Genomic DNA, 25,967 nt, shown 5'->3' with positions numbered 1-25,967 from the left:
TCCAGGATTTCCCGTACGGCATTTCGTGAAAAAAATCTTCACTCTCTGAAAGCTGTTTTAACCATAACAGGCGGCTCGCCCGGCCGCCTGCTCCATATCTGTCTTCGCTCCTAAAATCCCCTGCTTTTCAGCCCCTTCACCAGCTCCACATAAAACTCCCGCACGTCGAAACCGGGTATGTCCTCCCGGTTTAAGTCGATCATGTCCCCGTGGGAGATGCCCCGCTTTCCCTCCACGGTCAGCATCTGAAAGGTCTCTCCCCAGGGGAAGGAGGTCTCCGCCACCAGTCCGTCGTTTGGCCCGTCAAACACCTCCACCAGCCGGTGGGAGAAATTTAAGGGGAAACGGCCGCCGGAGGCCCGGTTTAATTTCGAGCCCACGCTCTGGTAGTACACCCCCGGCCGGTCCGGGGTTTCCCGGTTAAAGGCCTCGCAGGCGGAGGCCGTCAGATCCCCCACCGCCGCCAGAAAATCCGGCTCCTCGTCCCCCAGCTTTTTCAGGGCCCGGTTGTAGCTCTCCGCCACCTTTTCCTTGGCCGGTGCCGGGATCGTATCCAGCAGGTAGTCGGCAAACTCACAGCCGCGATGGGGCGTATTAATGGTGGTCAAGGAAGCCACATAGGGCTCCATCCCCAAATGGCTGACGGCATAGCGGGTGTCCAGGCCGCCCTTGGAATGGGTGATCACGTTCACCCGGCCGCAGCCCGTCTCCTCCACGATCTCCCAGATGCGGCTGGCCAGCTCCTCCCCGCTTGTCTCCACTGAGGCGGCGGACTGGTGATTTCCGTAGTAGATGGTGGCCCCGTTTTCCTCCAGCTCCTTCGGAATCCGTCCCCAGTAGTTAAAATACTGGAAATCCCGGAAAAATACGCCGTGCACCATCAAAATCGGATACTTGGTCCGGCAGACCGCCTCCTCCTTCCGCTCCCGGTTCCGCCGGATCCGGAAACTCTCAAAGGCCGTCTCCCGGGACGCCACGGAGATGATATGACACAAAGCCACCAGATTGGCCACGGGAACCCACCCGCAGAGAATGCCGATCACCCGCCATTTCACTCCCAGCTGAAGGGAGGTGATGTACACCCGCAGAATCCCGTTCCAGAACAGGGCCGTTTCTGCCGCCACCGTCACCGCCAGGTTGAGCGCCCACAGCCCCTTCCGCTCCGGAAACAGGATTCCCGTCAGAGCCAGCGTCCCCACCGCCGACACCGTCACAGACACCAGAAACAGGCCCAGCAGCTCACAGCCGTCGGCGCAGATCCGCAGCCGCCTGGCCGGGAGCCTGCGGTTTGCCGCCAGGGGAAATAAATTGCACCACAGAAAGCCGGCTGCCAGCGCCGCCGCTGCCGCCCCCGGCAGTCCGGCGCTCACCAGCACCGGCAGATTGGCCGTTCCCAGGCAGATCAGAAAACAGAGGAGGCGGTTTACAATCCTTCCTATTTTCACTCCATCTCCCCCTTTCTCCCGCCGGGCGGCGTTTTATCTTGTTTCAGTATATTCGATCCGTTTTTGAAATGCAAGAGAGGGATGGAATGATGTAGATTTGTCTACAGATTCGTGCTATGCTTTTCCTAAAGAAACAGCGCGACAAATTATTATTGATACATCAGATTATGAAAATAATATTGATTAAGCAACTTCCAGTTTATCGAGCAACACACAATAAAGTTAAATAAACCACCTACAAGGGGCAGCCGAGAAAATCGACTGTCCCTTTTCTATGCCGGCAGACAGAAAGGAGCAGCCCCCCATGACGAAACGCTGTCACAGGAAAACAACCGGCGGCCGGAAGAACGGATCTCACGTTCCTCCGGCCGCCGGCCAAATTTCTCATTAATTTCTTATTAATTTCCTACCAATTCCCTGCCATTTCTGCCGTCACTGTCTTCTCCGCAGGATCACGCTCTGGATAATCAGGAAGATACAGAGCATGGCCGCCACGGTGATGCCCGTCCACCACGCCTGATCCAGGCCGATGGAGGACACGATGTTCTGGATGGTACTCAAAGAAAGCACGCCTACAAAGGTGCCAAAGATATTTCCCACACCGCCGGTGAGCAGCGTTCCTCCGATGATGGAGGAGGCGATGGCGTTCATCTCCATGCCGCTGGCATGGGAGGCGGAGCCGGAGCCCACGTGGAGGAAATATACGTAGCCGCCGATGCCTGCCAGCACTCCGCAGAGGAGCTGGGCCAGGAACCTGGTCCGTTTCACGTTGATGCCTAACATCAGGGCACTCTGGCGGTTTCCGCCCACGGCGTAGAAATTCCGCCCGGCCTTCGTCCACTTCAGGGCACAGAACAGAACCACCACCACTAACAGGGCGATGATCACGCCGATCTCCACATAGGCGGGCACGTATTTGCCCAGCTTGTTCACCGTTCCCATTCCGGGGACGTAGATTCTCGTATTTTTTAAGGCCACGAACGTCTCATTCTCCACGTTGAAGGGAGCGGTGTGGACGATGGTGGTCATGCCTCTGGCAAAGAACATTCCCGCCAGGGACACGATGAAGGGCTGGATGTCCAGGTAGGCCACCAGATACCCCTGTACCACGCCGAAGGCCAGGCCGATGCCCAGAGCGATCAGAAGGGAAACGAACACGTTTCCGCCCATGTAGTCCAGGTAAACGGCGCAGCACATACTGACCAGAGCCACCACACCGCCCACGGAAATGTCGATTCCGCCGGTGATCATCACCAGGCTCATGCCGCAGGCCGTGATGATGAGGGCCGCGTTGGCGTTTAAGATATTGAAAAAGGTCTGGGGCTTTAAAAAGCCTTTCTGCAGAAAGACCATAGCTCCCGCGTACATGACGACGAAAATGACCACTGTGATCAAAAGCAGGAGATTCGATTCCGTCAGTTTCTTACGGCCAGCCGCCGCATTTCCTGCCGCTGTATTCTTTTTTGCCATCTCATCCGACCTCCTTCTGCTTTTTCCATTTCTTGCCGTAAGCGGCAAGCTTGTCCTTCACTGCCGGCGCGCTGATCACCACCAGGATGATCACCACCACGGCCTTGTACGCCGGAAGGGCGTCCGAGGACACGTTGAACTTGTAGAGCGTCGTGGTCAGGAACTGGATCACGTAGGCGCCCAGGATGGAGGCCATGATGTTGAACTTGCCTCCGCTCAGGGCATTTCCGCCCAGGGCCACCGCCAGGATGGCATCCATCTCAATGTCCTTGGCGATTACGGAGTAGTTGATGGTGGACAGGCGGCTGGTCTTGATCAGTCCCACCACGGCCACGCACAGGCCCAGGATCACAAAGCTCAGCCACTTGATGAAGGTGGGATTTAAGCCGTTTAACCGGGAGGAGCTGGCGTTGATTCCCACCGCCTGGGTGTAAAGGCCCAGGTTTGTGAATTTTAAGGCCAGCAGGATCAGCACCACGCACACCACAGCCAGAAAGAAGGGGGTGGGCACCGGGATTCCCGGGATAAAGCCGCCGAAGTAGGTGAAAGTCTGATCCGTCACGATGGGCAGCTCGTTGTTGTTGATCCAGGCGGCGATGGAGCGGCCTGCCGTGTAGAGGATCAGGGTCGCCACCATGGGCTGGATATTAAAGATGGCCACCAGCACGCCGTTGAAGGCGCCAAAGAGCATGGCCACCACGCAGGCGATGAGAAACGCCACGATAATGGGGGCCTGGAGGGTTCCGTCTCCTCCCTGTCCCACTAATACCCGCAGGATCACAGAGCCGGCGATGGCCACTGCCGCGCCTACGCTGATGTCCTGTCCGCCGCAGGCCGCCGTCACCAGGGTCATGCCGATGGCTAAGATCGCCACCTCAGAGCCGTAGTCCAGAATCGTCATCAGGTATCCGGTGAGCACCGGGTCTCCCGCGCTGTTGTTTCCCAGGCTGATCTTGAAAAAGCTGGGATCCATGGCCAGGTTAAAGAGGGCCAGGAGCAGCAGGGCCGCCAGGGGAATAAATATCTGTTTATTTTTCACTTTCATTCCATTCCACCTCCTGCTATGGTCTCCATTACCTTGCTCTGGGTCAGCTCGTCCTTGGACAGCTCGCCTACCACCTTCCGGTCACGCATGACCACCAGGCGGGAGCAGGTGCGCAGCATCTCGTCCGTCTCAGAGGAGATAAAGGTCACGCTCATTCCCTCGGAGGCCAGTTTCAGCACCAGTTTCTGGATCTCGATCTTCGTTCCGATGTCGATTCCCCTGGTGGGCTCGTCTAAGATCAAATACTCCGGATGGGTGAGCAGCCAGCGGGCTAAAATCACCTTCTGCTGGTTTCCTCCGGAGAGGGATTTAATGGGAGTATCGGCGGAAGCCGTCTTGATCTCCAAAAGCTTGATGTACTCGTCGGCGAACTTGTTCGCCTCTGCCTTGGAGAAGGGGCGGAAGAATCCGCGGAGTACCTGGGCGGCCAGAATGATGTTGTCCCGCACGGACAGATCTCCCACGATGCCGTCCCGTTTCCGGTCCTCCGGCAGGTAGGCGATGCCGTTTTTCATGGCGTCCAGAGGTTTCGTGATCTTCACGGCCTTGCCGTTCTTCTTCACAGTGCCGGCCACCACCTTGTCGGCGGCGAAAATGGCGCGGACGCACTCGCTTCGGCCGGAGCCCAAAAGTCCAGTAAAGCCATTGACCTCGCCCTTCTTGATATAGAAGTCAAAGGGCTTGATGCCGGCGTCGCTCTGTAAGCCTTCTACCTCGATGACCCGCTCGTCCGGCCCTTTGTACATCTGATTCTCGTCCTTGATTTCCTCCATGTCGTCCAGCTCTTTGCCCAGCATTTTCGCCACCAGCTTTACTCTGGGAAGATCCTCGATAACGTACTCGCCCACCAGACGGCCGTCCCGGAGCACGGTGATTTTGTCGCAGACCTCGTACACCTGGTCTAAGAAGTGGGTAACGAAGATGATGCCCACCCCTCTGGCTCTCAAATCCTTCATCAGCCCGAACAGCTTTTCCACCTCGGACTCGTCTAAGGAGGAAGTAGGCTCGTCTAAGATCAGCACCTTACAGTCCATATCCACCGCCCTGGCGATGGCCACCATCTGCTGGACGGCGATGGAACAGTCGGAAAGCTGCTGGTTTGCCTTTGCCGGGATTCCCAGGTTCTCCAGAATCCGGTCGGCGTCCGCGTTCATCTTTCTCCACTTGGTGAGCTTGGACTTTCCGCGGCCGATATACATATTTTCCGCTACCGTCAGATTGGGGCACAGGGTGATCTCCTGATACACCGTGCTGATGCCCAGATTCTGAGCGTCCTGGGGAGACCGGATGGCCACGGCCTTATCATGGCCTTTTAAGAAAATGTCTCCCTCGTCTTTTTCATACACACCGGTCAGCACCTTGATCAGGGTGGACTTTCCGGCCCCGTTCTCGCCCATGAGAGCATGGATTTCCCCCTCACACAGAGAAAAATCCACGCCGTCTAAAGCGCGCACGCCGGGGAAACTTTTGTGTATGTTTTTCATTTCCAATACCGCGTTCTCTTTCACCGGCAATCTTCACTCCTCTCCTGCCGGTCCTTTCCTTCGGACCTGCGTTTTGATTTAACAAGAGCGCGGGCGTCCATACCATAACAGGAATGCCGCGCCGCGCTCCTTATGATCGGTTTATGTGTGTCCGGATCCGTCTATTAGATTCCGTACTTCTCCACATCCTCCTCGGTGATGGTGGTAGCGTCAAAGCCCTTCTCCTCCAGGATGATGGTCTTCTCGGTGATCTCCTCGCCGCTCTCTACCTTCTTGATAACCTCGTCGATGTAGGATGCCTGGAACGGGTTGCACTGTCCGTCGTAGTTCCAGTTCTGTGCTAACAGCTCCTCAAGAGCCCACTTGTTGCAGTCAAAGCCCATGATGATCACGTCTTTGCCAACGCCGTGAGAGATGTTTGCCTTGTCCAGAGCTGCCACAGCGCCCTTGGCCATGTCGTCGTTCTCAGCGTAGATTACGTTGAACTCGGTGCCGGCGTCGATTACGGACTGAACGATCTGCTGTGCCTTCTCAGAGTTCCACTCAGCGGTCTGCTGGGTTACCAGATTCCAGTTGTCCTCAGCGGCTACCTTCGCGTCAAGAGCGCCGGTACGTCCCTGCTGTGCCGCGGAACCCATTACGCCCTGGATGTGGATGATGTTGTACTCGTCAAGGCCCTGATCTGCCAGCCAGTTGACTGCGGTCTCGCCCTCTTTGTCCATGTCGGATACGATGGATGCCAGGTACAGATCCTCGCTGGCGTCGATGGTACGGTCAAACAGGATTACGCCGATGCCTGCGTCCTGAGCGTCCTGGAGCACGCTGTCCCAGCCGGACGTATCCGCTGCGGACAGAAGTAAGTAATCTACCTCGTCCTGGATGAACTTCTGAGCCGCGGTGATCTGCTCGTCGTTCTTTAAGCTGTATGCGAAGGAGGCGTCATAGCCGTTCTCCTCGGTGAACATTGCCTTTAAATCCGCGTCGTTGGCGGTGCGGTAGCCGGACTCGTTGGGGTCGTTGTTGATGATGCCTACGCGGATCAGCTCGCCGTCTGCTGCCGGTGCCGCTGCTTCTTCCGCATCGTCCTCAGCCGCTGCTTCCGTTGCGTCGTCCTCAGCTGCTGCTGCCTCGGTGGGAGCTGCCGTGGTCTCGGTGCCACCGCCGCCGCAGCCTGCCAGTCCTGCTGCTGCCATAGACACTACCAACATGGTTGCCAATGCTTTCTTTTTCATGATTGTTACCTCCGCTTTTTTATGGTTTTCGAGCTACTGGGAGATGTCCTCCCTGTGATTCCATCATATAGCAGACGGCGGCGGGGTTCAATGGACAATCCCTCTGGTTTCCAGGATTTGGCAATAGTTTACAATACAAATTCGGGGTGATATAATGGGAATTGCGGACAACTTTTGATGAAACACCGATTTTCTTCCGCAAAATGAAGATTTTTTCGGATTTTACCGGAACTGTTCCGGATTTTTTCCTCCTATTGTCCTGTGTATTTTTTCAGAATGGAAGGAAAATGTATGTTATTTTACGATGAATGTATGATTTTTTACGTATTTTCGGCCGGGACGGCGGGCAGACCCGCCCAAATTTTGAGGTCTGTCCGCTGCCTGGCCCTTCAGGAGGAATTTTTATGGCGCTGAAATATGAATGGCTGAAGGAACAGCTCTCCCTGCTGATCCGCCAAAGCATCCGGGACGGGATCCACCGCCTTCCCACAGAGCAGGAGCTGTGCTCCACCTACGGGGTGAGCCGCCAGACGGTGCGGGCGGCCCTGGCCTTATTGGAGCAGGAGGGAGTGATCTCCAAACGGCGGGGCAGCGGCTCCTACATCACCGGCCTGTCCGCCGCCCCCCAGGAAAACCTCATCCCCATCCTCATTTCCGAGGATCAGGACTACCTTTATCCCGGCCTTTTGGAGGACATCCGCTCCCGCCTCTCTGAGGGGGGATTTTCCTCTGAAGTGCTGGTGACGGAGGGCTCTGTGGCCAGGGAGAGGGACATCCTCTCCGACCTGCTTTGCCGGCCGCCCCGCGGCATGGTCGCAGAGCCCTGCCGCAGCGCCCTCCCAAATCCCAACCTGGATCTCTACCGCCGCCTGATCCGGGAGGGCTGCCGTCCCGTGTTTCTGGGCAGCTCCTATCCCGGGCTTTCCGGCGTCCTGACGGTGAAGGATGACAACGATTCCGGCAGCTCCCTGCTGGTCCGCCATCTGGCCTCCCAGGGCCACCGGGCCATGGGGGCCGTCCTTCCCTGGGACGACCTGCGGGGACAGGAGCGGTATCTGGGCTTTTCCGAGACTCTGCTTTCCCTGGGCCTGCCCTTCCAGGACAGCCACGTCTGCTGGTACAGCTCCGGGGAGCTGCGCCGCCTTTCCCCGGAGGAGGAGGTGAGGGTTTTCCGGGTGATCATGACCCGCCTTCTGTCCTCCTGCACCGCCGTGATCTGCTTTGACGACCGGGTCGCCTACCGCCTGGCGGGAGCCTTCCGGCGGGCCGGGTATGAGCTCCCCGCCGCCATGGCCATCGCCTCCTTTGACAACACCTACTTAAGCAGCCACAGCAGCCTCCCCCTCACCTCCCTCGCCCACCGCCCCCATGAGATGGGACGGCTGACGGCGGAGACGGTCATAAAAACATTAAACGGGATCCCCGTTTCTTTACAGGAATCCCGCTGGGAACTGATTATCAGGGAGAGCACAAAGCTGAAACGGTAGCTCCGGTTCCAGCGTTATTTCCGGCCCTCTCCCCGGTACTCCCTGGGGCTGCACCCCTGGAGCTTTTTAAACACAAAGCCAAAGTACCTGGCGTCCTTATATCCCACCTCCCTGGCGATCTCGCCGGAGGTCTTGTCTGTGTGGCGGAGGAGCTTTTTGGCCTTCTCGATCCGCTTCTCCGTCACATATTCCACAAAGGTTTTCTGCATCCCCTGGCTGAACACGGCGCTTAAATAGTTGGCGCTGGCCCCGATGCTCTCCGCCGCCTGGTTGAGGGACAGGGTCTCGCTGTCAAAGTTGGCGTCGATGTACTCCAGGGCCTTCTTTAACATTTTTCCGCCCTGATAGCTGTTGATTTCCTCCCGCTGGTCCATGGCTGTCCCCAGCATTTCCACAAAATAGAGGGAGATTTCCCGATCCTCTCTGTGGATGGCCTGCACCGCCTGCTCGATCCGCCCCATGTACTCCGCCTGCTTGGCCCCGATGGACTCTAAAAAGGCCACCACCGCGAAACGGATGTTTAAAATCACGTAATCCCGGAACATCCTGGACTTTAAGGCGTTCTGGATGTTCTGGAGGTAGGATTCCACAAAGCCGTGGATCTCCTTTTTCGTCCCCCGGGAGAGGAAGTCCCGGATAATGTCGGGATCCATCTGCATAAAGTCCACCTGGCCGATGTTTTTCTCCTCCTGGTCCGCCAGAAAGCCTGCCAGGGTGGTCTCCGACAGGATGTGAAGGGCGGGCATGATAAACCGGTAGGCGAAACAGTGATTCACCCGCTCATAGCACTGGGGCAGGGAGCTGAGCCGCTCCACCGGCGTCCCCACCGCCACGTACCAGCGGATCCGCTCCTCCTCCGGGCCGCACACCCGCTTGATGTGATCCAGGGCCCGGTCCGCCAGATCCTCCATCAGGGCTGTCTCCGACTTGATCAGCACACCGTAGCAGTTGACGTCCAGACGGAACAGGATGTACTGGGGATGGCGCAGAAAGTAGTGAAACACCTCCTCCTGCTTTCTCGTAAACCACTCCCGCCGCTCCAGGGAGGAGGACTCGCTGGCTTCGTAGACGGAAAAGAGGAGAAGGTTATAGCTGGCCGCCGTCAGGGGCAGGGAAAGCCTGGCCGCCTCCTCGTAAATCTCCTTTACCGACAGCTTTCCGTCCAGGATCTTCTCAAAAAACCGTCGGAGGGCGAACTGCTCAAACTCCTGCATCTCGTCCTGATACTGGTCCTGGTAGTCCTGCTGCTCCGTCTCCTGCTCAATCTTTTCCCGCAGCTCCACCAGCACCCCTCTTAAAGTCTGCCTGGTGATGGGCTTTAGCAGGTACTGGTCCACACCCGCCCGGATGGCCTGCCTGGCGTACTCAAAATCGTCGTACCCGCTGATGATGATAATTTTCGTCTTGGGAAATTCCTCTTTTACGATCTCGCTCAAGGACAGCCCGTCCATAAAGGGCATTTTGATGTCGGTGATCAGTACGTCCGGCCGGATTTTCCGGATCAGGGGAAGGGCCACCTCCCCGTCCCCCGCGTCTCCCACCAGCTGAAAGCCGTACTGCTCCCACGGGATTTTATCCCGGAATCCCTCCCGGATAACCGTCTCGTCTTCTACAATAAATACTTTTAACACAAGGCCTTCCTTTCTCTAGTACGCCCGTCCTTCGATGGCGTCTGACACATTGTCTTCCGTAAAGATCTGTCCCGGCACAAAATAGAGCTTTGCCACCGGTTTTCCCTGTTCCAACCGGCGGATCACCTCCTCGGCGTACTCCCCCTGATTGGGATTGCACTCGATGTCGGCGGTGACCATCCCCTGTTCCACCAGTTTTAGAGCGCTCTTGGTGGCGTCAAAGGAAAACACCATGATGTCCCCCTCTGTTCCCACCGTCTTTCCCGCGTCCTGGATGGCCTCCAGGGCGCCGAAGGTCATATCGTCGTTCTGGGAAATGAGCACGTCGATGTCCTGGTAGGTTTCCAGCATCCGTTCCATCTCCTCATGGCCCTTGGCGGTGGTGAAATCCCCGTCCGCCTCCTCTAAGATCAGCCAGTTTTCATGCTCCGCAGCCACCTCCCGGAATCCGTCTGTGCGGCCGATGGTGGCGGTGGATCCTTCTGTGCCCCGCAGCACCACAATGCGGATGCTCTCCTCCGTGCGGCCCTGCTGTTCCAGGTACGCCGCCAGGGTCTCCCCCGCCTGGCGCCCCTCTCTCATAAAGTCAGAGCCCACCCAGGAGACGTAGAGGGAGGGATCCTTCACATCCACCTTCCGGTCGATGATGATGACGGGGATCTGCGCCTCCTTCGCCTCCTGGAGAACCGTATCCCAGCCCGATTCCGTAATGGGGGAAAAGATGATGTAATCCACCCGCTGGGAAATAAAGCTGCGGAGGGCTTTGATCTGATTTTCCTGTTTCTGCCTGGCGTTGTCAAACAGCAGGAAATAGCCGTTTTCCTGGGTAAACACGTTCTGAATGGAGTTGGTGTTTGCCGTCCTCCACATGGACTCACTGCCAACCTGGGACATTCCCACCACCACCAGATCCTCCTCCGGCAAAAGGGTTTCCGTCTCCGCAGGAAGTCCCTGGCTGCCGGTCTCCGGCCCCGGCTGTCCGCAGCCGGAGAGAAGGCCGGCTCCCAGGACGGTTCCCGCTCCCAGAACGGCCGTCAGCCAGAGGAGAGAACGCCGTTTTTTCCTGTTTCTTTCCTTCTTCATCCCTGCACCTCCCCATCTGTTCCGGAAATCCCGGTTCTGCCTGCCTCCGGTAGGTTTCCTTCCGCCCCTGCGGGAAAGGGTCTTCCCTCCCAGGCTAAGACTGCCGGGATCGTCAGTTTCACCGTGGTTCCCTTTCCCTTCTCCGACTGGATCTCCATGCCGTACTGGGGGCCGAAATACATATGGATGCGCTCGTTGACGTTTGCCAGGCCAAAGCCCTTTTCCGTCTCGCTGCAGGGGCGTTTAATCTCCCGGCGCAGCTCCAGAAGATCCGCCTCCTCCATGCCCACCCCGTCGTCGCTGACGGTGAGCAGGAGGTTTTCCCCCTGTTTTTCCCCGGTGACCCGGATGCAGCCCCTGGCCCGCTTGTACTTGATGCCGTGGTAGAGGGCATTTTCCACCAGGGGCTGGAGGGTCAGTTTCAGAATCTGGTACTCGTAGAGGGAGGGGGAAATGCGGATCTCGTAGTCTAAAATATCCCGGTAGCGCACCTCCTGGATTTCCAGGTAGCTGCGGATGTGCTGCTCCTCCTCCCGCAGGGAGATGAACTCCTTGCCGCGGCTTAGCACCAGGCGGAAAAAGTTGGACAGAGTCACCACCATGTTCACCGCCTCGTCGTCCTGGTTGCACTCGATGAGCCAGACGATGGTGTCCAGGGTGTTATAGAGGAAATGGGGGTTGATCTGCTCCTGAAGAAGGCGCAGGTCGGCCCGGCGCATCCGCTGCTCGTCCTCCTTGATCTTGCCGATGAGGTCCTGCATATGCTCCGCCATGTCGTTAAAGCCCACTGCCAGGGTCTCCAGCTCGTCCTTGGAGTCCACCCTGGCCCTGGCGTCCAGATCTCCCGCCGCCACCCGTTTTGTGGCCTCGTAGAGCTCTCCCACCGGCCGCAGGATGCCGGAGGTGATGACAAAGGCCGCCGCCACCGCCATGCAGGCTAAGGCCAGCAGAAGGCTGCCGCAGACCACGATGAAACTGGTGATCTGGTGGTTTAGGTCCGCGGTGGTCTGTTCCATGCTTCGCGTCTGGTAGTAGATGTAGTGCTGGATGTTGTCCTGGATCAACTCCGTCAGGATGTAGATGTTGTTGTCCAGCTCCCGGATGTTTTCGTCGTAGCGGCCGCCGATGCGGATGTTTTCCATGATGTCGTCCACCCGCTTTTCCAGGGTGTCGATGTTGCGCAGCAGGCTCTCCAGCCACACCCGGCTCTCCGCCTCGGTGGTGATGTCGCGCAGGTCGGTAAATTCATCCCGCAGCTCGCCGATGAGGGCGTAAGGGTCTTTTAAAGTCCCGTCCTCGGAAATGTGTTCGTAGTCGATATAGCCCACCACCAGCTTGTAAAGGCTTTCGTCCATCTCCTCCTTGAAGTTTAAGTTGTAATTGTTGGCCACCGTCAGATTGCTTACGATCTGGTCGTAGGTGCGGCTGTACCGGGTCATGGACAGCAGCAGAAAGACGATCAGCACGCAGAAAGGCAGCACCAGCCCCAGGGAGAGAAGGAGCAGCTTTTTGTTGATGGACAGGCGGATCGGGGTCATTTTCATTTGTTGGATTCTCCAATCTGGTTTCGGGGACGGCAAAACCGCCCCCGGTGTGCGTGGAAACAGGCAGCAGAAGGGTTCCGGACGGGGCGGGGCGTGTTCCGAGCAGGCCGCCGTCTCCCGCCGGGTCACCGCCCCCGCCGGGTTACCGTCCTTGCTGGGTTCACCGCCCCTGCCGCAGGAAGGAGGTGTCCGCCTCCGGCAAAAGCTCCCGCTCCGCCAGCAGACGGTTTACCCACAGGCTGTATTCCGTCACCCGGCTGGCCTTGCGCAGCTTTTTGGCGTAGCCGCCGGCGTCGGGAAACAGGTGGATCATGTAGGCCCACAGCTCCTTCATCTTAAACAGCACGTTCCGGTCCCCGGACATTTCCCGGCAGTAGCCCTCCAGCAGCTCCTGGTGGAAGGCGGCAAAGGTTTCTTTTTTCGCGGTGACAGGGGCCTGCGCCCGCACCCCGGCTGCCAGCCCCGGACCGGCGATGAGCCCGCGGCCCAGCATCACCGCCTCCACCTGGGGAAATTCCTCCCGGAAGGCGGCGGCGTCCGCCACGGAAAACAGGTCGCCGTTATAGCAGACGGGGATCCCAGGCAGCTCCAGGGCCTTGGCAAACACCTGCCACCGCGGCTCGTTCCGGTACAGATCCCGTTGTACCCGCGGGTGCACCGTCAGCTCCCGGATGGGGTATTTTTTATAGATCTCCAACAGCCGGTCAAATTCCTCCGGCTCCTCCAGGCCGATCCTGGTTTTGATGGAAATGTTCATCTCCGTTCCGGAAAAAATCCGCTCCAAAAAGCCGTCCAGCTCCTCCGGAACCGCCAGAAACCCGGAGCCGCGGCCTTTGGACACCACCGTCCCCGACGGGCAGCCCAGATTCAGATTCACTTCCTCATAGCCGTAATCCCGCAAAATGGCGGCGGTGTGGAGAAAGTCCTCGCTGTCGTTGGTGAGGATCTGGGGCGTCACCGGCACCCCCTCGTTGTGGGCCGGAAGGATGTCGTTTAACTCCCGGGAGCGGAACCCCCGCTTTTTCCCCGGCACGATAAAGGGGGTAAAATACCGGTCCACCCCGCCGAACCACCGGAAATGGGCGTTCCGGTAAATGTATCCCGTGATCCCCTCCATGGGGGCGGCGTAGATCCTCACAGCCCCGCCTCCGGCTCCGGGCAGGAAAAATGGGGCAGCTCCCGCTCAAACTCCTCCCCCGTCATCATCCAGGTGGCGTCCTTTCCCTGAAAAAGGTAGCGCTGCTCCTGGGTGGGGGCGCAGCAGTTCTCATCAAAGACCACCTCCAGGCGGCCCGTCTTTCCCTGCAGGGCCTCCGTGGGGCCGTCGTAGCGCACCGTCCGTCCCGCCCATCGGGCCACCGCGTGATCCAGGGCAAAATAATTGCACTCCATAGCTCCTCCTATCTCTTTTCCGCCGCCACAATGAGCATCATGGGCCGGCGCATCTCATCCCGCATTCCCGGAACGGTGTCCAGCATGGATGCCGGAGGCATGGGCTCCGCCACCCGGCTCAGCAAAAATCCGCAGTCCTGCAACCCCCCCAGATAGGTGGTCAAGGTGCGGTGGTACTTCACCACCTGTTCCCCTAAAAACACCGCGTTCCGTTTTCCCTCATAATAGTAGTTGTCCACGGGAAAATGGAGAATCTCCCCGTTTTCCCCGTAATACCAGTCCTGGCTTCCGGCGGCGGTAAACACCGGGTGTTCCACGGAGAAAATGAACGATCCTCCGGAAACCAGCGCCCTTTTCACCTGCTCCACCACGCCCCGGTAGTCCTCCACGTAGTGAAGGGCCAGGGAGCTTAAGGCCACGTCAAAGCTTTCCGCCGGGAAGTCCATATCCTCCATGGCCAGGCGGCGGTATTCCACCACCGGGCTGTCCGTCTTTTCCTTTGCCGTCTGAAGCATTTTCTCTGACAGGTCAAAGCCCAGGACGTAAGCCGCCCCCTGCTCCGCGGCGTAGCGGCAGTGCCAGCCGTAGCCGCAGCCCATGTCCAACACCCGCTTCCCCGCAAAATCCGGGAGCAGAGGCCGCAGGGTCTCCCACTCTCCCGCCCCGGAAAGGCCTTTTACAGAGCGGTCCATCTGGCTGTATTTTTCAAAAAATTTCGGGTCGTCGTACCGGTTTTCTCTCATAGCTCCTCCCATCTGGCGCGGGCCTCCTCCAGCCGCTCATAAAACTGCCCGTAAAACTCCCGGTTCCCGTCATAGGGTGTGAGGAAAAACCGGTTCAGCAGGTACAGATTCGCCGCCTTCGCCCGCCCCTGGTCTCCCATGGCCCTGATCCCCTTCTGCGCGTCCAGCAGAAAATAGTGCCAGTCCGCCACGTACTTCTCATACCGGGGCAGGTCGGGGGTGTCTAAGAAGTGTTTGACCTTTCCCTTGGAACGGTTTTTCTTTTTACACTCGTTCACCTGTAAAAAATAGCGGAACCCGCCGTTTTCGTAAAACCGCCCCAGGGGAAACAGCCGGCAGATCCCCGGCCGGAAGGGGTGGACCTGACAGCGGCCGTTCTCATCCAGAAAGCCGCAGGCCTCCGTCATCTTCATGTGGGGGAGAATGAGGCCATCCTCCACATGGAAGTCCAAATACCGGGAAAACAGCTCGTTAAGCCCCACTTTTCCCTCAATATTCAGGCGATATACGTCCAGAGGATCCAAAACCAGGGAATCCCCCATCCCGCGGCAGCAGGCGGAACAGCCGGCGCAGTCCCCGCAGCCGGCCCGCACCATATCCTCCGCCGTGTAAAGTTTCCCGTCGGAGATGTCCTCCATGCGCACCTCTCGTCTCACCGTCTGTCCTCCGTCTGTTTCCACAGCTCGTCGCTGTCCAGCACCACCGTAAAGGGCCCGTCGTTTACCAGTTTCACTTCCATATGGGCGCCAAAGCTGCCGCTCTCCACCTTTCCGGCGTAGCCGCGGCACTTTTCCAGCACGTACTGGTACAGCCGGTCTGCCATATCCGGCGGGCCGGCCTTGATAAAGCTGGGGCGGTTGCCCTTGCGGCAGTCGGCGTAGAGGGTGAACTGGCTCACCACCAAAAGCTCCCCGCCCACATCCGCCAGCGCCCGGTTTGTCTTTCCGTTTTCATCCTCAAAAATGCGCAGGCGGCACATTTTATCCACCATTTTATCGGCGATTTCCTCGCTGTCCGTCTCCTGGACCCCTAAAAGCACCAGAAATCCCTTTCCAATCTCTCCGATCACCTGACCGTCCACTGTCACGGACGCGGAGGTGACCCGCTGAATGACCATTCTCATTTTTTATCCCTCCAAACTGTATCTGGCAGTGTCAAAACTACCATGGATCTCAAATCTTACATCAGATGTACTTTGCGGCAGAGCCGGTACAGGCGGCTGCCCATGGGCATTTCCATCAGCTCCTTTTTCCGCACCGTCCCCGTGACCACGATGCCCACTCCGTAGACCACCATCGCCAGGGGCACGGAAATCAGAAGGGCCACAGTGTTGGAATGGATCAGGAAATGCACCAGATGGTAGGCCCCAAAGGCCACCACTCCCATCACCACCGACACCAGCAGGGGCTTTACAAAGGTGGAAATCACCTCCTGGCGGTAGCGCATGGCCGTTCCAATGGACACCCAGTTCAGCACGCAGACCACCAGGGCGAAGGTCACATTTCCCACCACCAGGCCGTAGACGCCCCACTCCAGCAGATCCAGCATCACGTATACCAGCACCACGTGGATGGCCAGGGAAATGGCGGAGTGGGTCACGGATTTTGCCATCAGGTCAATGCCCTGAAGCACGGCGTTGGTCACCGTGGACAGGGAGAAGAATACCACCGCCGACGCGCCCATCATCAAAAGCCTGGCCGACATCTCCCGGCTGTCCCCAAAGAGGAGCTGCAAAATGGGGGATGCCAGAACGCCCATTCCCACGGCGCAGGGGATGGCGATGAGCATATTGAACTTGATGGTCATGTAGATTTTTCGCCGCACCTCGCCGTACTTTTTCGTGGTCTTGGAGGTGACGATGCTGGGGATCATGGAGGCGCCTAAGGAGGTGGCGATGGCCACCGGCACATTGGTGAGCAAGCGGTATTTGCCGCTGTAAATGCCCAAAAGCTCCATTCTCTCCTTCTCCGCAAACCCTTTTCCACCCATGATGATGCCGAACATGGAGTTATCCACCGTCCCGCTCAACTGGTACACCGTCTGGCTTAAAATAATGGGGACCACGGTGAGGAACAGGGCCAGGGCCACCCTCTTATAGGAGGAACAGCGGCCAGGATCCCGCCTGCGCCGCCCCCGGCTGTAGAGGGCCATCATCGCCGCCAGGAACAAAAAGGCCGCCAAAGCCCCCACAAAGGTGCCCAGGGTGCCGCCCGCCGCCCCGTAGGAGGCGGGGTTTGGCTTGTCCGCGAACCGGTTCATGAAATCGTAGGAGGCCCAGATGCTCACGCCGGCGTGAACCACCTGCTCGATGATCTGGGAGACGGAGGTGGGGATCATATTTCCCCGCCCCTGGAAAAAGCCGCGGAACACGCCCATCACCGCAAACACCAGGATGGTGGGGGCCATCACCCGCAGAGGCAGGGCGCTGCCGGGGCTTTGAAACAGCAGGCTGGCAATGAGGTCCGCCCCCGCCAAAAGCACCGCCGTCATCACGCCGCCGGTGATCACTCCGAAGGCGATGCCGCAGTCAAACACCCGTTTTACGTCCCCCGGCCTCTTTCCGCTGCGGCTTAAGGCGATCTGCTTGGAAACCGCCAGAGGAAGGCTGTAGGAGGACAGGATCAGTCCGATATTATAAATTTCATACGCCGTGTTGTAATAGCCGATCCCCTCATCTCCCAGAATCCTGGTCATGGGAACCTTGTAAAACAGTCCGATGAGGCGCACGATGATCCCGGCCGCCGCCAGGATGCTGCCCTGCACCAGATAATTGTCGTTCTTCTTGCCCATTTTCCACTCGCACCTTCCTGATTTTCTCTTTCGTATTAGCGTCTCAAAAACAGTCCCATTTTATCACAGGGAGACGCTGTTTTCAAGGAATTGTTGGCGGGCGGGGACGGCTGTGCGGCAGCCGGGGGCGGCGGGGAAAGATTTACATTTTGTTAAAGATTTCCCGACGGCGGAATGCTATAATGGGGAAAGGGGTTCAAGGCCAGGGTTCCTCCGCGCAAAAGCGTTTTGCCGGATGCCTGACCTTGGATCCCTGCTATCCTATTATGAAGTAATCAAGCAACACAGGAAGATTTCCGGGAGGCGGATATGAAAAACAGAATTTTTGTGGTGGAGGACGAGCCGGCCATCTCCGATCTGATCTGTATGAGCCTGACGGCGGCGGGCTATGAGACGGCGGCCTTTGACGACGGGGAGTCGGTGCGGGCCGCCCTGCGGGAGGAGAAGGGAAAACAGGCGGATCTGGCCCTTGTGGACGTGATGCTGCCGGGGCCGGACGGCTTTCAGCTCATGGAGGATTTTAAACGGGCGGATGTGCCGGTGATCTATCTCACCGCCAAAGGGGACGTTTCCTCCAAGGTGAAGGGCCTGCGGGCGGGGGCGGAGGACTACATCGTCAAGCCCTTTGAGATCCTGGAGCTTTTGGTGCGGATGGAAAAGGTGCTGGAGCGGACGGGGCGGATGCGTTCCGTCCTCACCTACCGGGATCTGACCGTGGATCTCGGCCGGCGGCGGGTGACGGAAGGGGGACGGGAAATCCCCTTAAAGCCCATGGAGTTTTCCCTTCTGGCCGTGTTTCTTAAAAACAGGAACGTGGTGCTGGGCCGGGACCGCCTGCTAAACCTGGTGTGGGGAAACGACTTCTGCGGGGAAACCAGGACCGTGGACGTCCACGTGGCCTGGCTGCGGAAAAAGCTGAAGGCGGGGGCGGCCATCCGCACCATCCCCAAGGCCGGATACCTGTTTGAGGACGACAGCCTATGAAACTGAAGACAAAGCTGACCGCCGCCATCCTGGGGGTATCCGCCGCCGCCTTCGCCCTCTGCGGCACCGTTTCCGCCCTCTCTTTTAAAAATTACAGCCTGGACACAGCCGCCGCCGGGGAGCGGGAAAAGCTGGCCATCGCCGGCCGGGCCTTCCAGCAGGTGGGCACCAGGGAGGATTTTGAAGACATGGGGGAGATCGCCAGGGACGCCTACTTAAAATACCAGTTCCGCCGCTGCTACGAGGACGGCTATGCCCTGATCAAAGACGGGGAACCTCTGGTCAACCTCACTGGCTACGAGATCGTGGACCTTAGCCCCCTCACAGGGGAGTACGCCGTCCAGGAGGTGGGCGGCCGCCGCATTCTCCTGCTCCTGGAGCCCCTCCCTTACCCCGACGGGTTCTCGGTGCTGGCGGCGTCGGACGTGTCCTCCGTCTGGGAAAACGCCGGACGGCAGGCCGCCTGGTCAGGCCTCATGTTCCTGGCCTCCTCCCTGGGGGTCTCCCTCCTTCTGACCCTGTTTCTCACCGGAGCCCTCCGTCCCCTGGAGGAGTTGAAAAACGCCGCTGCCGCCATCAGCCGGGGAGAGCTGGGGGCCAAGGTGACCATCCGCTCCTCCGACGAGCTGGGACAGGTGGGACAGGCCTTCAACCGGATGTCAGACCAGGTGGAACAGCAGGTGGAGGATCTACAGCTCCTCCTAGGCGCCCTGGCCCACGAGATGAAAACTCCCATGACCTCCGTCATGGGCTACGCCGACAGCCTGCTCCACGTGCGCCTTCCAAAAGAAGCCCAGACGGCGGCCCTCAAACGCATCTACGAGTCGGGAGCCAGGATGGAACAGCTCTCCTCCCGCCTTTTAAGCCTGCTGGGCCTCTATGAAAACGACTCCATCTCCTTCCAGGAGGTCCCGGCAGAGGCCCTGTTCCGGCAGGTTCGCCAGGACTGCGCCCCGTTTTTGGAGGAAAGGGGCGTCCGCCTTCTTCTGGACTGTCCGCAGCCTGTCTCTTTTCAGGGGGACGCCGTCCTCCTGGAAAGCCTGCTCACAAACCTGGTGCAGAACGCCTGCCGCGCCTCCCATCCCGGCGACCCCATCCATCTCTCGGCCCGGCCGGGGACACTCATCGTGGCAGACTGCGGCTGCGGCATCCCGGAAAAGGATCTGCCCCACGTGACCAAGGCCTTCTATATGGCCGACCGTTCCCGCTCCCGCAGCCAGGGCGGCTCCGGCCTGGGGCTGGCCCTCTGTGAGCGCATCGCCGCCCTCCACGGCGCCTCCTTAACCATCGAGAGCCGGGAAGGCCAGGGGACAACGGTGACTGTGGCGTTTACAAAACCTTTACAAAACGATGAATACTTTGGAAGACAGCCGTGATATGCTCATTTCATAAAAGGTGTGCGCAGCAGCGCACACTCTCGCCGGAACGCGGCTGCGCCGGCAGCCATCTTCCTCTGCGCGGAGTACACATCCCGCCGGAGGCTTTTGTGGCATGGGAAACGCAGCCTTCTATGGCAGAACAGAAACGGAACCGGTAAAAACCGGTTTCGCAGTGAAAGGAGCAATGATGATGAGACAAAAGAACGGATATTTACGATTTTCCCTCCCGCCGGCCCGCGCCCTGGGGATGGCGGCTCTTTTTGGGGCCGCCCTGGTCCCCGCCGCCGGGCTTTCCGGCTGCGGAAAAGAGGAAACGGTGATCATCCGAGAGACAGATGAGGAAACGGAAAACAAGGAAAACGGAAACGCCGGGGATCCCGGAAATCCGGACGGTGGCGGCAGCTCCTCGGATTCCTCCAGCCAGGGAGGAACCTCCGGAACTTCCGGCACCGGCGCCTCCCTCCGGGCCCAGACCGAGGCGCCGGAGACCTACCAGGTTCACGTGCAGACGGACGTCCTGGATCTGACGGCAAACGCCCCGGTCATCCTTCCCGACGTCTCTGCCGCCCCCACCTGGGAACTGTCCCAGGCTACCTATGAAGACGGGCAGATCGACAAGATGACCGACGCCCTGGAGAAAGCCGGCGTCCCCATGGATCAGGTGCTCGTCTCCCGCAACGGCCAGACGGTGCTGCCAAACGCCAGCGGCCGCTCCGGCTACCAGCTCTCCATCCACGACGGAAACATGGAAATAGAAACCATAGAAACAGAAAGCGAAACCACCCGCTCCACGGCGGCGCCCACCCCTATTTTCTGGCTCAGCTGCACCAGCACTACCGCTGCCTCTGACGGAAACTTTCATTCCAACGACCTGTCGGACTTCTCCCTCTCCTCTGAGGAGGAAGAACGGCTGCGGGCCAGCCTGGAGCAAAAGGCGGAGGATCTGCTGGCCTCCATGGATCTCTCCCACATGACCCTCCAAAATTTCCAGTGGAAACGGCTCCGCTCCTCCGACCCGGAGAGCCAGGACTACAAGCTCCAGTTCCGCGGCGACTACGGCCTGCAGCTCCGCTACACCTTGAGCGCCGGAGGCATCCCTGCCGCCGACTCCCGGATTTCCTATTTCAACGGCTCCCTTCCCGCCTCCCAGTACGTGGAGATTTTGTACGCCTGGGACGGACAGCTGCTGGAATTTAAGGACATCGGTTTCAACACTGTAGGGGACTCCCTGGATTCCGAGCCCTTCCTTCTCCCCTTTTCCTCCATCGGGGAAATATTTGAGCAGCAGTGCCGCGCCTGGCACTCCTCAGACACGGACAGCTCCGGGCCGAACCTCCGCGGAACGGTGACAGAGGTGGCCCTGGAGTACCTGCCTCAGTACGGCGATGAGGGCGATGGTTCCCTGATCCCCGTCTGGAATTTCTACGGTTCCCTGGAGTTCTTCCTCTCCGATACGTCCTCCCTGTACGTCACCGTGGATTCCTCCTCCGGTGAGAGCCAGCAGATTCTGGGTGAGAGCCAGCAGATTTTGGAATTCACAGATTCCGCCGGAGACGGACAGGGAACGAGGCATTCCACCGCCCAGAACCTGCTGCTCTCCATCAGCGCCCTGGACGGCCAGATCATGGGCGAACCGGATTCCTACTATCTTTTCTCGTACTGAATGGAAATGTCATTTCCTTTCACCCGCACCTTCGCCGCCGCGCCGCACATCAGGGGCATCATCGGCGGCAGGTGCCCGAAGTCGGCATCCATGATGATGGGCACTTCGTACTCCGCCAGCAGGTCCGTCACCGCCCGGTACTGATCCAGGCCCATGGCCTCCTGGCCAAAGCAGAGAGGCCGGCCGATGAGAAAGCCCTTCACGTGACGGAACCAACCGGCGTGTTTCATCTCCCAGATGGCCCGGCGAATGGCCATGACTCCCAGATCACAGGATTCTAAAAACCAGAGGATCCCGTCCTCCTGGTACTTGTCCGCGAAGGGCCGTACTCCGTCATAGCAGGTGCCCACCAGGTTTGCCAGGCAGTCCAGACAGCCGCCCACCAGGCGGCCGGACAGCTCCAGCTCCTCCTCCGACCCCACAGCCCGCGCCCCCACAAAGCTTTTTAACACCTTCGGCTCCGTCAGGCGGTAAGGCGCCAGGGGATCCTGTTCCCGGTCCGGGCCGCCCATTTCCGGCGTCTCCCGGCTCCACAGGGAATAACCGGATACCTGTTTTTTTATCCCCCGCAGCAGCCCGTAGGCATCCCGCAGCGACTCATGCCACGGCTCCATGCCGAACACCGCCCCGCAGGGCCCGTAGATGGACGCCGTGTCGCAGAGGGTGGGGAGCAGGAAGGTGAAATTGGTGTTGTCGGAAAAGCCCATGTACCACTTCGGCTCCGCCGCCCGGATCCGCTCAAAATCCACGTGATCCAGAATCTCGCACATCAGCTCTCCCCCGCCGCAGGAAATGAGGACGTCATTCTCCTTCCGGCAGTACCACTCCGTCAGCTCCGCCCCGCAGGCCTCCGGGGTGTTGCTGATGCCGATTCCCTTTTCCTCATAACAGTTCGGCCCCAGATCCAGGCCGTGGCCCATGGCCGAAAAGGTCTCCAGCCCGTGCTGAAACATGGTGCGGTAGGGCTCGATGCCGCAGCTGAAAGACGGGGCCACAAACCCGATGGTCCCCTTCTCTCCCAATGGTTTCGGATAGTTCATACATCTCCTCCTTTTCCTATGAACTGTGTGCGTTTCCTATGGCATTTAAAGCGCGCGAAAATGTTCGTTACAAGCGTACACCCATGCCGGAGTCCGGCTGTATCAACAGTCCGTCCCTTCCTGTAAAACGCGGGTTTCGTCAGAAACGTGAATGGCATAGGGAACTTTCTTTCCTATGCCATTCAAAATGTACGCCATAGGCGCACATTCTCGCCAGTTTTCCTAGTCCCTTCCGGCGTCACTTCTTCTCCGGAATCCAGTGAATCCTGCTTTCCTCGTAGCGATCCTGCTGAGGCCGCTCCTCCGCCGGGTAGCCGCAGGAAACCAGGGCGAAGGCCTCCAGGCCATCCGGGTTTCCCAAAACCGCGTTCACCGCGTCCATCCGCTCCCGCACCGGCGCGATCCCCATCCAGCAGGCCCCAAGCCCCAGATCCGCTGCCTCCAGCAGCAGGTTTTCCGTGGCGATGCTCATGTCGATCTCCGCGTAGGACGGGGCCGTCAGCCCTTCCTTCCGGTAGCAGGGCACAATGGCCAGAGGCGCCTCCGGCAAAAAGGAGGCGTAGGGACTGCATCCCGCCAGCTCCCGGATCGTTTCCCGGTCCGTCACCACATAAAACTCCCAGGGCTGCTGGTTTCTGGCAGACGGGGCCGCCATAGCCGCCCGCAGCAGCCGCTCCACCTTCTCCGGCTCCACCGGCCGGCTCTCGTATTTTCTTACGCTGATTCGCTTAAAGATGGCATCCATCTGATTTCCTCCTCTCATCACCCTCTGAACGGTTTCCGAAGGGCCGGAACATCCCATCCCGGAAGTTCCGGCCCCCTCCGTTTCCGCCCTTGCGGTCATCCCGGGGAAATCTCCTTTTAAAGAGGTTTTCCCGCCAGGATTTCCTGATAATCCTTATAGTTTTCCTCCAGCAGTTTCGGCGTGTCCAGGCCGTAGGGGCACTTTTTCGCGCAGGCGCCGCAGTGGAGGCAGTCCTCAATCTTCTTCATCATGGCCTGTGCCTTCTCCGTGAGCTGTTTCTCCGAGGGAGAACGGCGGATCAGCAGGCTCATTCTGGCGCAGGTGTTGATCTCTATCCCCACGGGGCAGGGCATACAGTAGCCGCAGCCGCGGCAGAAGTTTCCGGAAAGCTCTGCCCTGTCGTGGTCGATCAATGCCTGAATCTCCTCATTCATCTGAGGCGGCTCGTCCATAAACTGCAGAAACTCCTCCAGCTCCCGCTGCCTCTGGATCCCCCAGATGGGCAGGACGCTGTCAAACTGGGCCAGATAGGCGTAGGCCGCGGCGGCGTTGGTGATCAGGCCGCCGGACAGGGCCTTCATGGCGATAAAGCCCATGTCCGCCTCCTGACATTTTCTCACGATCTCCTGATCCTTCTCCGTGGCCAGATAGCAGAACGGGAATTGCAGGGTCTCATAGAGGCCGGATGCGATGGCCTCCTCTGCCACGTAGATCCGGTGATTGCTGATGCCGATGTGGCGCACCATGCCCTGTTCCTTCGCCTCCGCCATAGCCTCGTAAAGGCCGGTGCCGTCCCCCGGTTTCGGGCAGAACGCCGGGTTGTGAAACTGGAAAATGTCGATGTAGTCCGTTTTCAGCAGCTTTAAGGATGTCTCCAGATCCCGTTTCAGGCCGTCCCCGTCCTTGGCCGGCGTCTTGGTGGCCAGATAGATTTCCCCCCGCACGTCCGCCAGGGCCTCTCCCAGTTTCTCCTCGCTGTCGGAGTAGGAGCGGGCCGTGTCAAAAAAGCGGAACCCGCCATCGTAGGCCTTTCGCAGCAGCTCCACCGCCTTCTCCATGGTCACCCGCTGCACCGGCAGGGCGCCAAACCCGTTTTTTGATACGGTGATCCCCGTCTTTCCAAGCCTTACCATATCCTTCATGAAAATCCCCTCCTTCGTAATCTTCCTCATGATCTTCCATCAGTTTTCGATGTTTGGTTCCATTATACCTAAAAAGGAGGAGGAAATGCAACGGTTTCCGAGGCGCCGGAAACACGCGGGAAACGGGCGGGACTCGCGCAAAAAAGTGTGTGCTTGACGCACACTCGCGCCAAAACGCGGCTGCGTCAGCAGACATATTCCTTTGCGCGGAGTGCGCCTCCTTCCGGAAAGGACGTCCGCTCATAACCGGCCCCCTCTGGCGCATACACTGTTTCGAGGTGATTTCTATGCAGTCCTGTGAATTCGCAGTCTCCATCTCCACCTTGGCCTGCTGCATCGCGGAGGGAAAATCCCCGGAGGAGCTCGTTCTCATCAGCTCCGTCCTGATGCAGCTTGGCGATACCCTGGCCACCATCGCCGCCCACCAGGCCCTGTGCGGCCCCAAAGAACAGGAAACGTAAACGCCTGGGCCAAAGTCTGAAAACGGGCGGTTTTCAGCCGCCCGCCGCCCCGTCCCATCCGGTTTCCAGGCCGCCGCAGGGCGCTCCCGTCCCATCCTCTCCCGCTCTGGAAACCGTCAGCCTTCCGTCTCCTGCCGCAGCACACAGCCCACCGGCTTATGGCTCATAAGGCCGCCCACACACTTCTGATTGCAGTAAACGCAGTAGCGGATCTCCTCCTCCCGACCGGCCCGCACCTTGTTGGGCCACTGGGGATCGGCGATCAGCTGTCTGGACAGGCCCACAAAGCCGTATCCTCTTTCCACCAGCCCCTCCGCGAAGGCTCCGTGCTGAATTTTCCCCACCAGACACACCGGCTTTGAGGCACAGTTTAAAACCGCCTCTCCCAGATGGGAGAAACAGCCCTCTCCCCGCAAAAAGGGATGGTTCGCCGCCGGGATCGTGTCCCGCAGGTTGGAGTGGTTGGCGGCGGCCACGTGAAAGCTGTCCGCCCCGGCCTCCTCCAGCGCGCGGACAAACTCCGGCACCTCCCCGATCGCCACTCCGCCCCGGCCCAGCCGCGGCTCCTCCGTGCGCACGGTCAGCTTGTAGTCCACCGCCAGCTCCGGCGCCGCCTCCTTCACCGCCCGGACCACCGCCGCCGGAAAGGCCGTCCGCTTTCCGTACCGGTCCGTCCTGTGGTTAAACACAGCCGAGGAAAAACTGCCCAGCAGCCGGTCCCCGTGGATCTGCACCAGGCGGAACCCGGCCGCCGCCGCGTATTTTGCCGCCGCCCCAAAGCGGGCAATGATCTCCTCCGCCTGAGTTTCGCTTAAGCTGTCGCAGTAGCCGTCCACATTCTCCGCCATCTTCCGGCGCACCTCCTCCGCTCCCAGGCTCTGCCGGTTCTGAAACAGGCCGCCCACATAGGCCAAGTCATACTCCGGAAAAAACAGCTGAGGCGCCGCCTCGCAGCCCTCCTTCCGGCAAAGGTACAGCACCTGTCGGAAATAGGGAAAAAACCACCCCGAATCCAGGGACGGCGCCCCCAGCATAGACGGCTGTACCGACACGTCCGGCAAAATAACCAGTCCCGTCCCGCCCGCAGCAATCTCCCGGTAAAGCTCCAGCCCGTGCCCGCCCAGAGATGTGGGCGCAAATACCACCCGGTTCTTTAGTTTTACATTCCCGATGGCGCAGGGGGTAAATAATCGTTCCATTTCCATTC

At 59.2% G+C, this 25,967-nt stretch carries 23 protein-coding genes; 5 read left to right on the top strand and 18 right to left on the bottom strand.

Annotated features, from left to right (window positions below):
• Positions 1 to 110: 110 nt before the first annotated feature.
• The 5 genes from B5E84_RS03080 to B5E84_RS03060 form a co-directional block, all read right to left on the bottom strand.
• Positions 111 to 1,445, bottom strand: coding sequence for an esterase/lipase family protein (locus tag B5E84_RS03080; protein WP_330374166.1), 1,335 nt, complete (start codon positions 1,443 to 1,445; stop codon positions 111 to 113).
• Positions 1,446 to 1,877: 432 nt separating this feature from the next.
• Positions 1,878 to 2,915: an ABC transporter permease subunit gene (locus tag B5E84_RS03075; RefSeq protein ID WP_087219058.1), complete on the bottom strand. Its 1,038-nt coding sequence runs from the start codon at positions 2,913 to 2,915 to the stop codon at positions 1,878 to 1,880.
• A 1-nt stretch (position 2,916) separates the two neighbouring features.
• A complete protein-coding gene (locus tag B5E84_RS03070) occupies positions 2,917 to 3,960 on the bottom strand; it encodes an ABC transporter permease (RefSeq protein ID WP_087219055.1) in 1,044 nt (347 codons plus the stop codon).
• Positions 3,957 to 5,444 carry a sugar ABC transporter ATP-binding protein gene (locus tag B5E84_RS03065; protein WP_087219219.1) on the bottom strand — a complete coding sequence of 496 codons (1,488 nt, stop codon included), beginning with the start codon at positions 5,442 to 5,444 and terminating at the stop codon, positions 3,957 to 3,959. The genes B5E84_RS03070 and B5E84_RS03065 overlap by 4 nt, the downstream gene beginning before the upstream one ends.
• Positions 5,445 to 5,608: 164 nt before the next feature.
• Complete coding sequence (locus B5E84_RS03060) at positions 5,609 to 6,676, bottom strand: ABC transporter substrate-binding protein (RefSeq protein WP_087219053.1); 1,068 nt, start codon at positions 6,674 to 6,676, stop codon at positions 5,609 to 5,611.
• Between the two features lie 404 nt (positions 6,677 to 7,080).
• Between B5E84_RS03060 and B5E84_RS03055 the strand changes: the two genes are divergently transcribed.
• Positions 7,081 to 8,163, top strand: a complete 1,083-nt coding sequence (locus B5E84_RS03055; RefSeq protein ID WP_087219050.1) for a GntR family transcriptional regulator — start codon at positions 7,081 to 7,083, stop codon at positions 8,161 to 8,163.
• Between the two features lie 14 nt (positions 8,164 to 8,177).
• On the opposite strand, the gene B5E84_RS03050 is transcribed toward B5E84_RS03055, so the two are convergent.
• The 9 genes from B5E84_RS03050 to B5E84_RS03010 all read right to left on the bottom strand — a co-directional run bounded on the left by B5E84_RS03050 (position 8,178) and on the right by B5E84_RS03010 (position 17,346).
• Positions 8,178 to 9,794 carry a response regulator gene (locus B5E84_RS03050; RefSeq protein WP_087219047.1) on the bottom strand — a complete coding sequence of 539 codons (1,617 nt, stop codon included), beginning with the start codon at positions 9,792 to 9,794 and terminating at the stop codon, positions 8,178 to 8,180.
• A gap of 15 nt (positions 9,795 to 9,809) precedes the next feature.
• Positions 9,810 to 10,877: an ABC transporter substrate-binding protein gene (locus B5E84_RS03045; protein WP_087219045.1), complete on the bottom strand. Its 1,068-nt coding sequence runs from the start codon at positions 10,875 to 10,877 to the stop codon at positions 9,810 to 9,812.
• Entirely contained in the window at positions 10,874 to 12,421 is a 1,548-nt protein-coding gene (locus tag B5E84_RS03040) for a sensor histidine kinase (protein ID WP_087219043.1), read from the bottom strand. The genes B5E84_RS03045 and B5E84_RS03040 overlap by 4 nt, the downstream gene beginning before the upstream one ends.
• A gap of 160 nt (positions 12,422 to 12,581) precedes the next feature.
• Positions 12,582 to 13,559, bottom strand: a complete 978-nt coding sequence (locus B5E84_RS03035) for a tRNA dihydrouridine synthase (RefSeq protein WP_087219040.1) — start codon at positions 13,557 to 13,559, stop codon at positions 12,582 to 12,584.
• Positions 13,556 to 13,813: a hypothetical protein gene (locus B5E84_RS03030; protein ID WP_087219036.1), complete on the bottom strand. Its 258-nt coding sequence runs from the start codon at positions 13,811 to 13,813 to the stop codon at positions 13,556 to 13,558. Before B5E84_RS03030 ends, B5E84_RS03035 begins: the two co-directional genes overlap by 4 nt.
• Before the next feature lie 8 nt (positions 13,814 to 13,821).
• Complete coding sequence (locus B5E84_RS03025; RefSeq protein WP_087219217.1) at positions 13,822 to 14,556, bottom strand: class I SAM-dependent methyltransferase; 735 nt, start codon at positions 14,554 to 14,556, stop codon at positions 13,822 to 13,824.
• A complete protein-coding gene (locus tag B5E84_RS03020) occupies positions 14,553 to 15,212 on the bottom strand; it encodes a YkgJ family cysteine cluster protein (protein ID WP_087219034.1) in 660 nt (219 codons plus the stop codon). The genes B5E84_RS03025 and B5E84_RS03020 overlap by 4 nt, the downstream gene beginning before the upstream one ends.
• A complete protein-coding gene (gene dtd, locus B5E84_RS03015; RefSeq protein ID WP_087219032.1) occupies positions 15,209 to 15,679 on the bottom strand; it encodes a D-aminoacyl-tRNA deacylase in 471 nt (156 codons plus the stop codon). The genes B5E84_RS03020 and dtd overlap by 4 nt, the downstream gene beginning before the upstream one ends.
• A 56-nt stretch (positions 15,680 to 15,735) precedes the next feature.
• A complete protein-coding gene (locus B5E84_RS03010) occupies positions 15,736 to 17,346 on the bottom strand; it encodes a putative polysaccharide biosynthesis protein (RefSeq protein ID WP_087219030.1) in 1,611 nt (536 codons plus the stop codon).
• A 309-nt stretch (positions 17,347 to 17,655) separates the two neighbouring features.
• On the opposite strand from B5E84_RS03010, the gene B5E84_RS03005 reads away from it, so the two are divergent.
• The 3 genes from B5E84_RS03005 to B5E84_RS02995 all read left to right on the top strand — a co-directional run bounded on the left by B5E84_RS03005 (position 17,656) and on the right by B5E84_RS02995 (position 21,372).
• The gene (locus tag B5E84_RS03005) at positions 17,656 to 18,330 is read left to right on the top strand and encodes a response regulator transcription factor (RefSeq protein WP_087219027.1); all 675 of its coding nucleotides are present in this window, start codon (positions 17,656 to 17,658) and stop codon (positions 18,328 to 18,330) included.
• Positions 18,327 to 19,706 carry a sensor histidine kinase gene (locus tag B5E84_RS03000; RefSeq protein WP_087219025.1) on the top strand — a complete coding sequence of 460 codons (1,380 nt, stop codon included), beginning with the start codon at positions 18,327 to 18,329 and terminating at the stop codon, positions 19,704 to 19,706. Before B5E84_RS03005 ends, B5E84_RS03000 begins: the two co-directional genes overlap by 4 nt.
• A gap of 193 nt (positions 19,707 to 19,899) precedes the next feature.
• Positions 19,900 to 21,372, top strand: coding sequence for a DUF6034 family protein (locus tag B5E84_RS02995; RefSeq protein ID WP_143469161.1), 1,473 nt, complete (start codon positions 19,900 to 19,902; stop codon positions 21,370 to 21,372).
• Here the strand turns inward: B5E84_RS02995 and B5E84_RS02990 are convergent.
• From B5E84_RS02990 to B5E84_RS02980, 3 genes are all read right to left on the bottom strand, one after another.
• A complete protein-coding gene (locus B5E84_RS02990) occupies positions 21,354 to 22,412 on the bottom strand; it encodes a S66 family peptidase (protein WP_087219019.1) in 1,059 nt (352 codons plus the stop codon). The two genes, B5E84_RS02995 and B5E84_RS02990, sit on opposite strands and share 19 nt — an antisense overlap.
• 238 nt (positions 22,413 to 22,650) lie before the next feature.
• The gene (locus tag B5E84_RS02985; RefSeq protein WP_330374165.1) at positions 22,651 to 23,256 is read right to left on the bottom strand and encodes a nitroreductase family protein; all 606 of its coding nucleotides are present in this window, start codon (positions 23,254 to 23,256) and stop codon (positions 22,651 to 22,653) included.
• 17 nt (positions 23,257 to 23,273) lie between these two features.
• Positions 23,274 to 24,299: an aldo/keto reductase gene (locus B5E84_RS02980; RefSeq protein WP_087219016.1), complete on the bottom strand. Its 1,026-nt coding sequence runs from the start codon at positions 24,297 to 24,299 to the stop codon at positions 23,274 to 23,276.
• Positions 24,300 to 24,586: 287 nt separating this feature from the next.
• Between B5E84_RS02980 and B5E84_RS20785 the strand changes: the two genes are divergently transcribed.
• Positions 24,587 to 24,760 (top strand): DUF6774 domain-containing protein, encoded by a 174-nt coding sequence (locus tag B5E84_RS20785; protein ID WP_204248527.1) that lies wholly within the window; start codon positions 24,587 to 24,589, stop codon positions 24,758 to 24,760.
• Between the two features lie 116 nt (positions 24,761 to 24,876).
• Here the strand turns inward: B5E84_RS20785 and B5E84_RS02975 are convergent, their stop codons facing one another.
• Positions 24,877 to 25,959, bottom strand: coding sequence for an oxidoreductase (locus B5E84_RS02975; RefSeq protein WP_162612795.1), 1,083 nt, complete (start codon positions 25,957 to 25,959; stop codon positions 24,877 to 24,879).
• Between the last annotated feature and the right edge of the window lie 8 nt (positions 25,960 to 25,967).

This window comes from Lachnoclostridium sp. An14 (assembly GCF_002160755.1).
Lineage (GTDB): Bacteria > Bacillota > Clostridia > Lachnospirales > Lachnospiraceae > Lachnoclostridium_A.
Note: the sequence above shows the minus strand (reverse complement) of the source record. Positions and strands in the feature narration are given on the sequence as shown.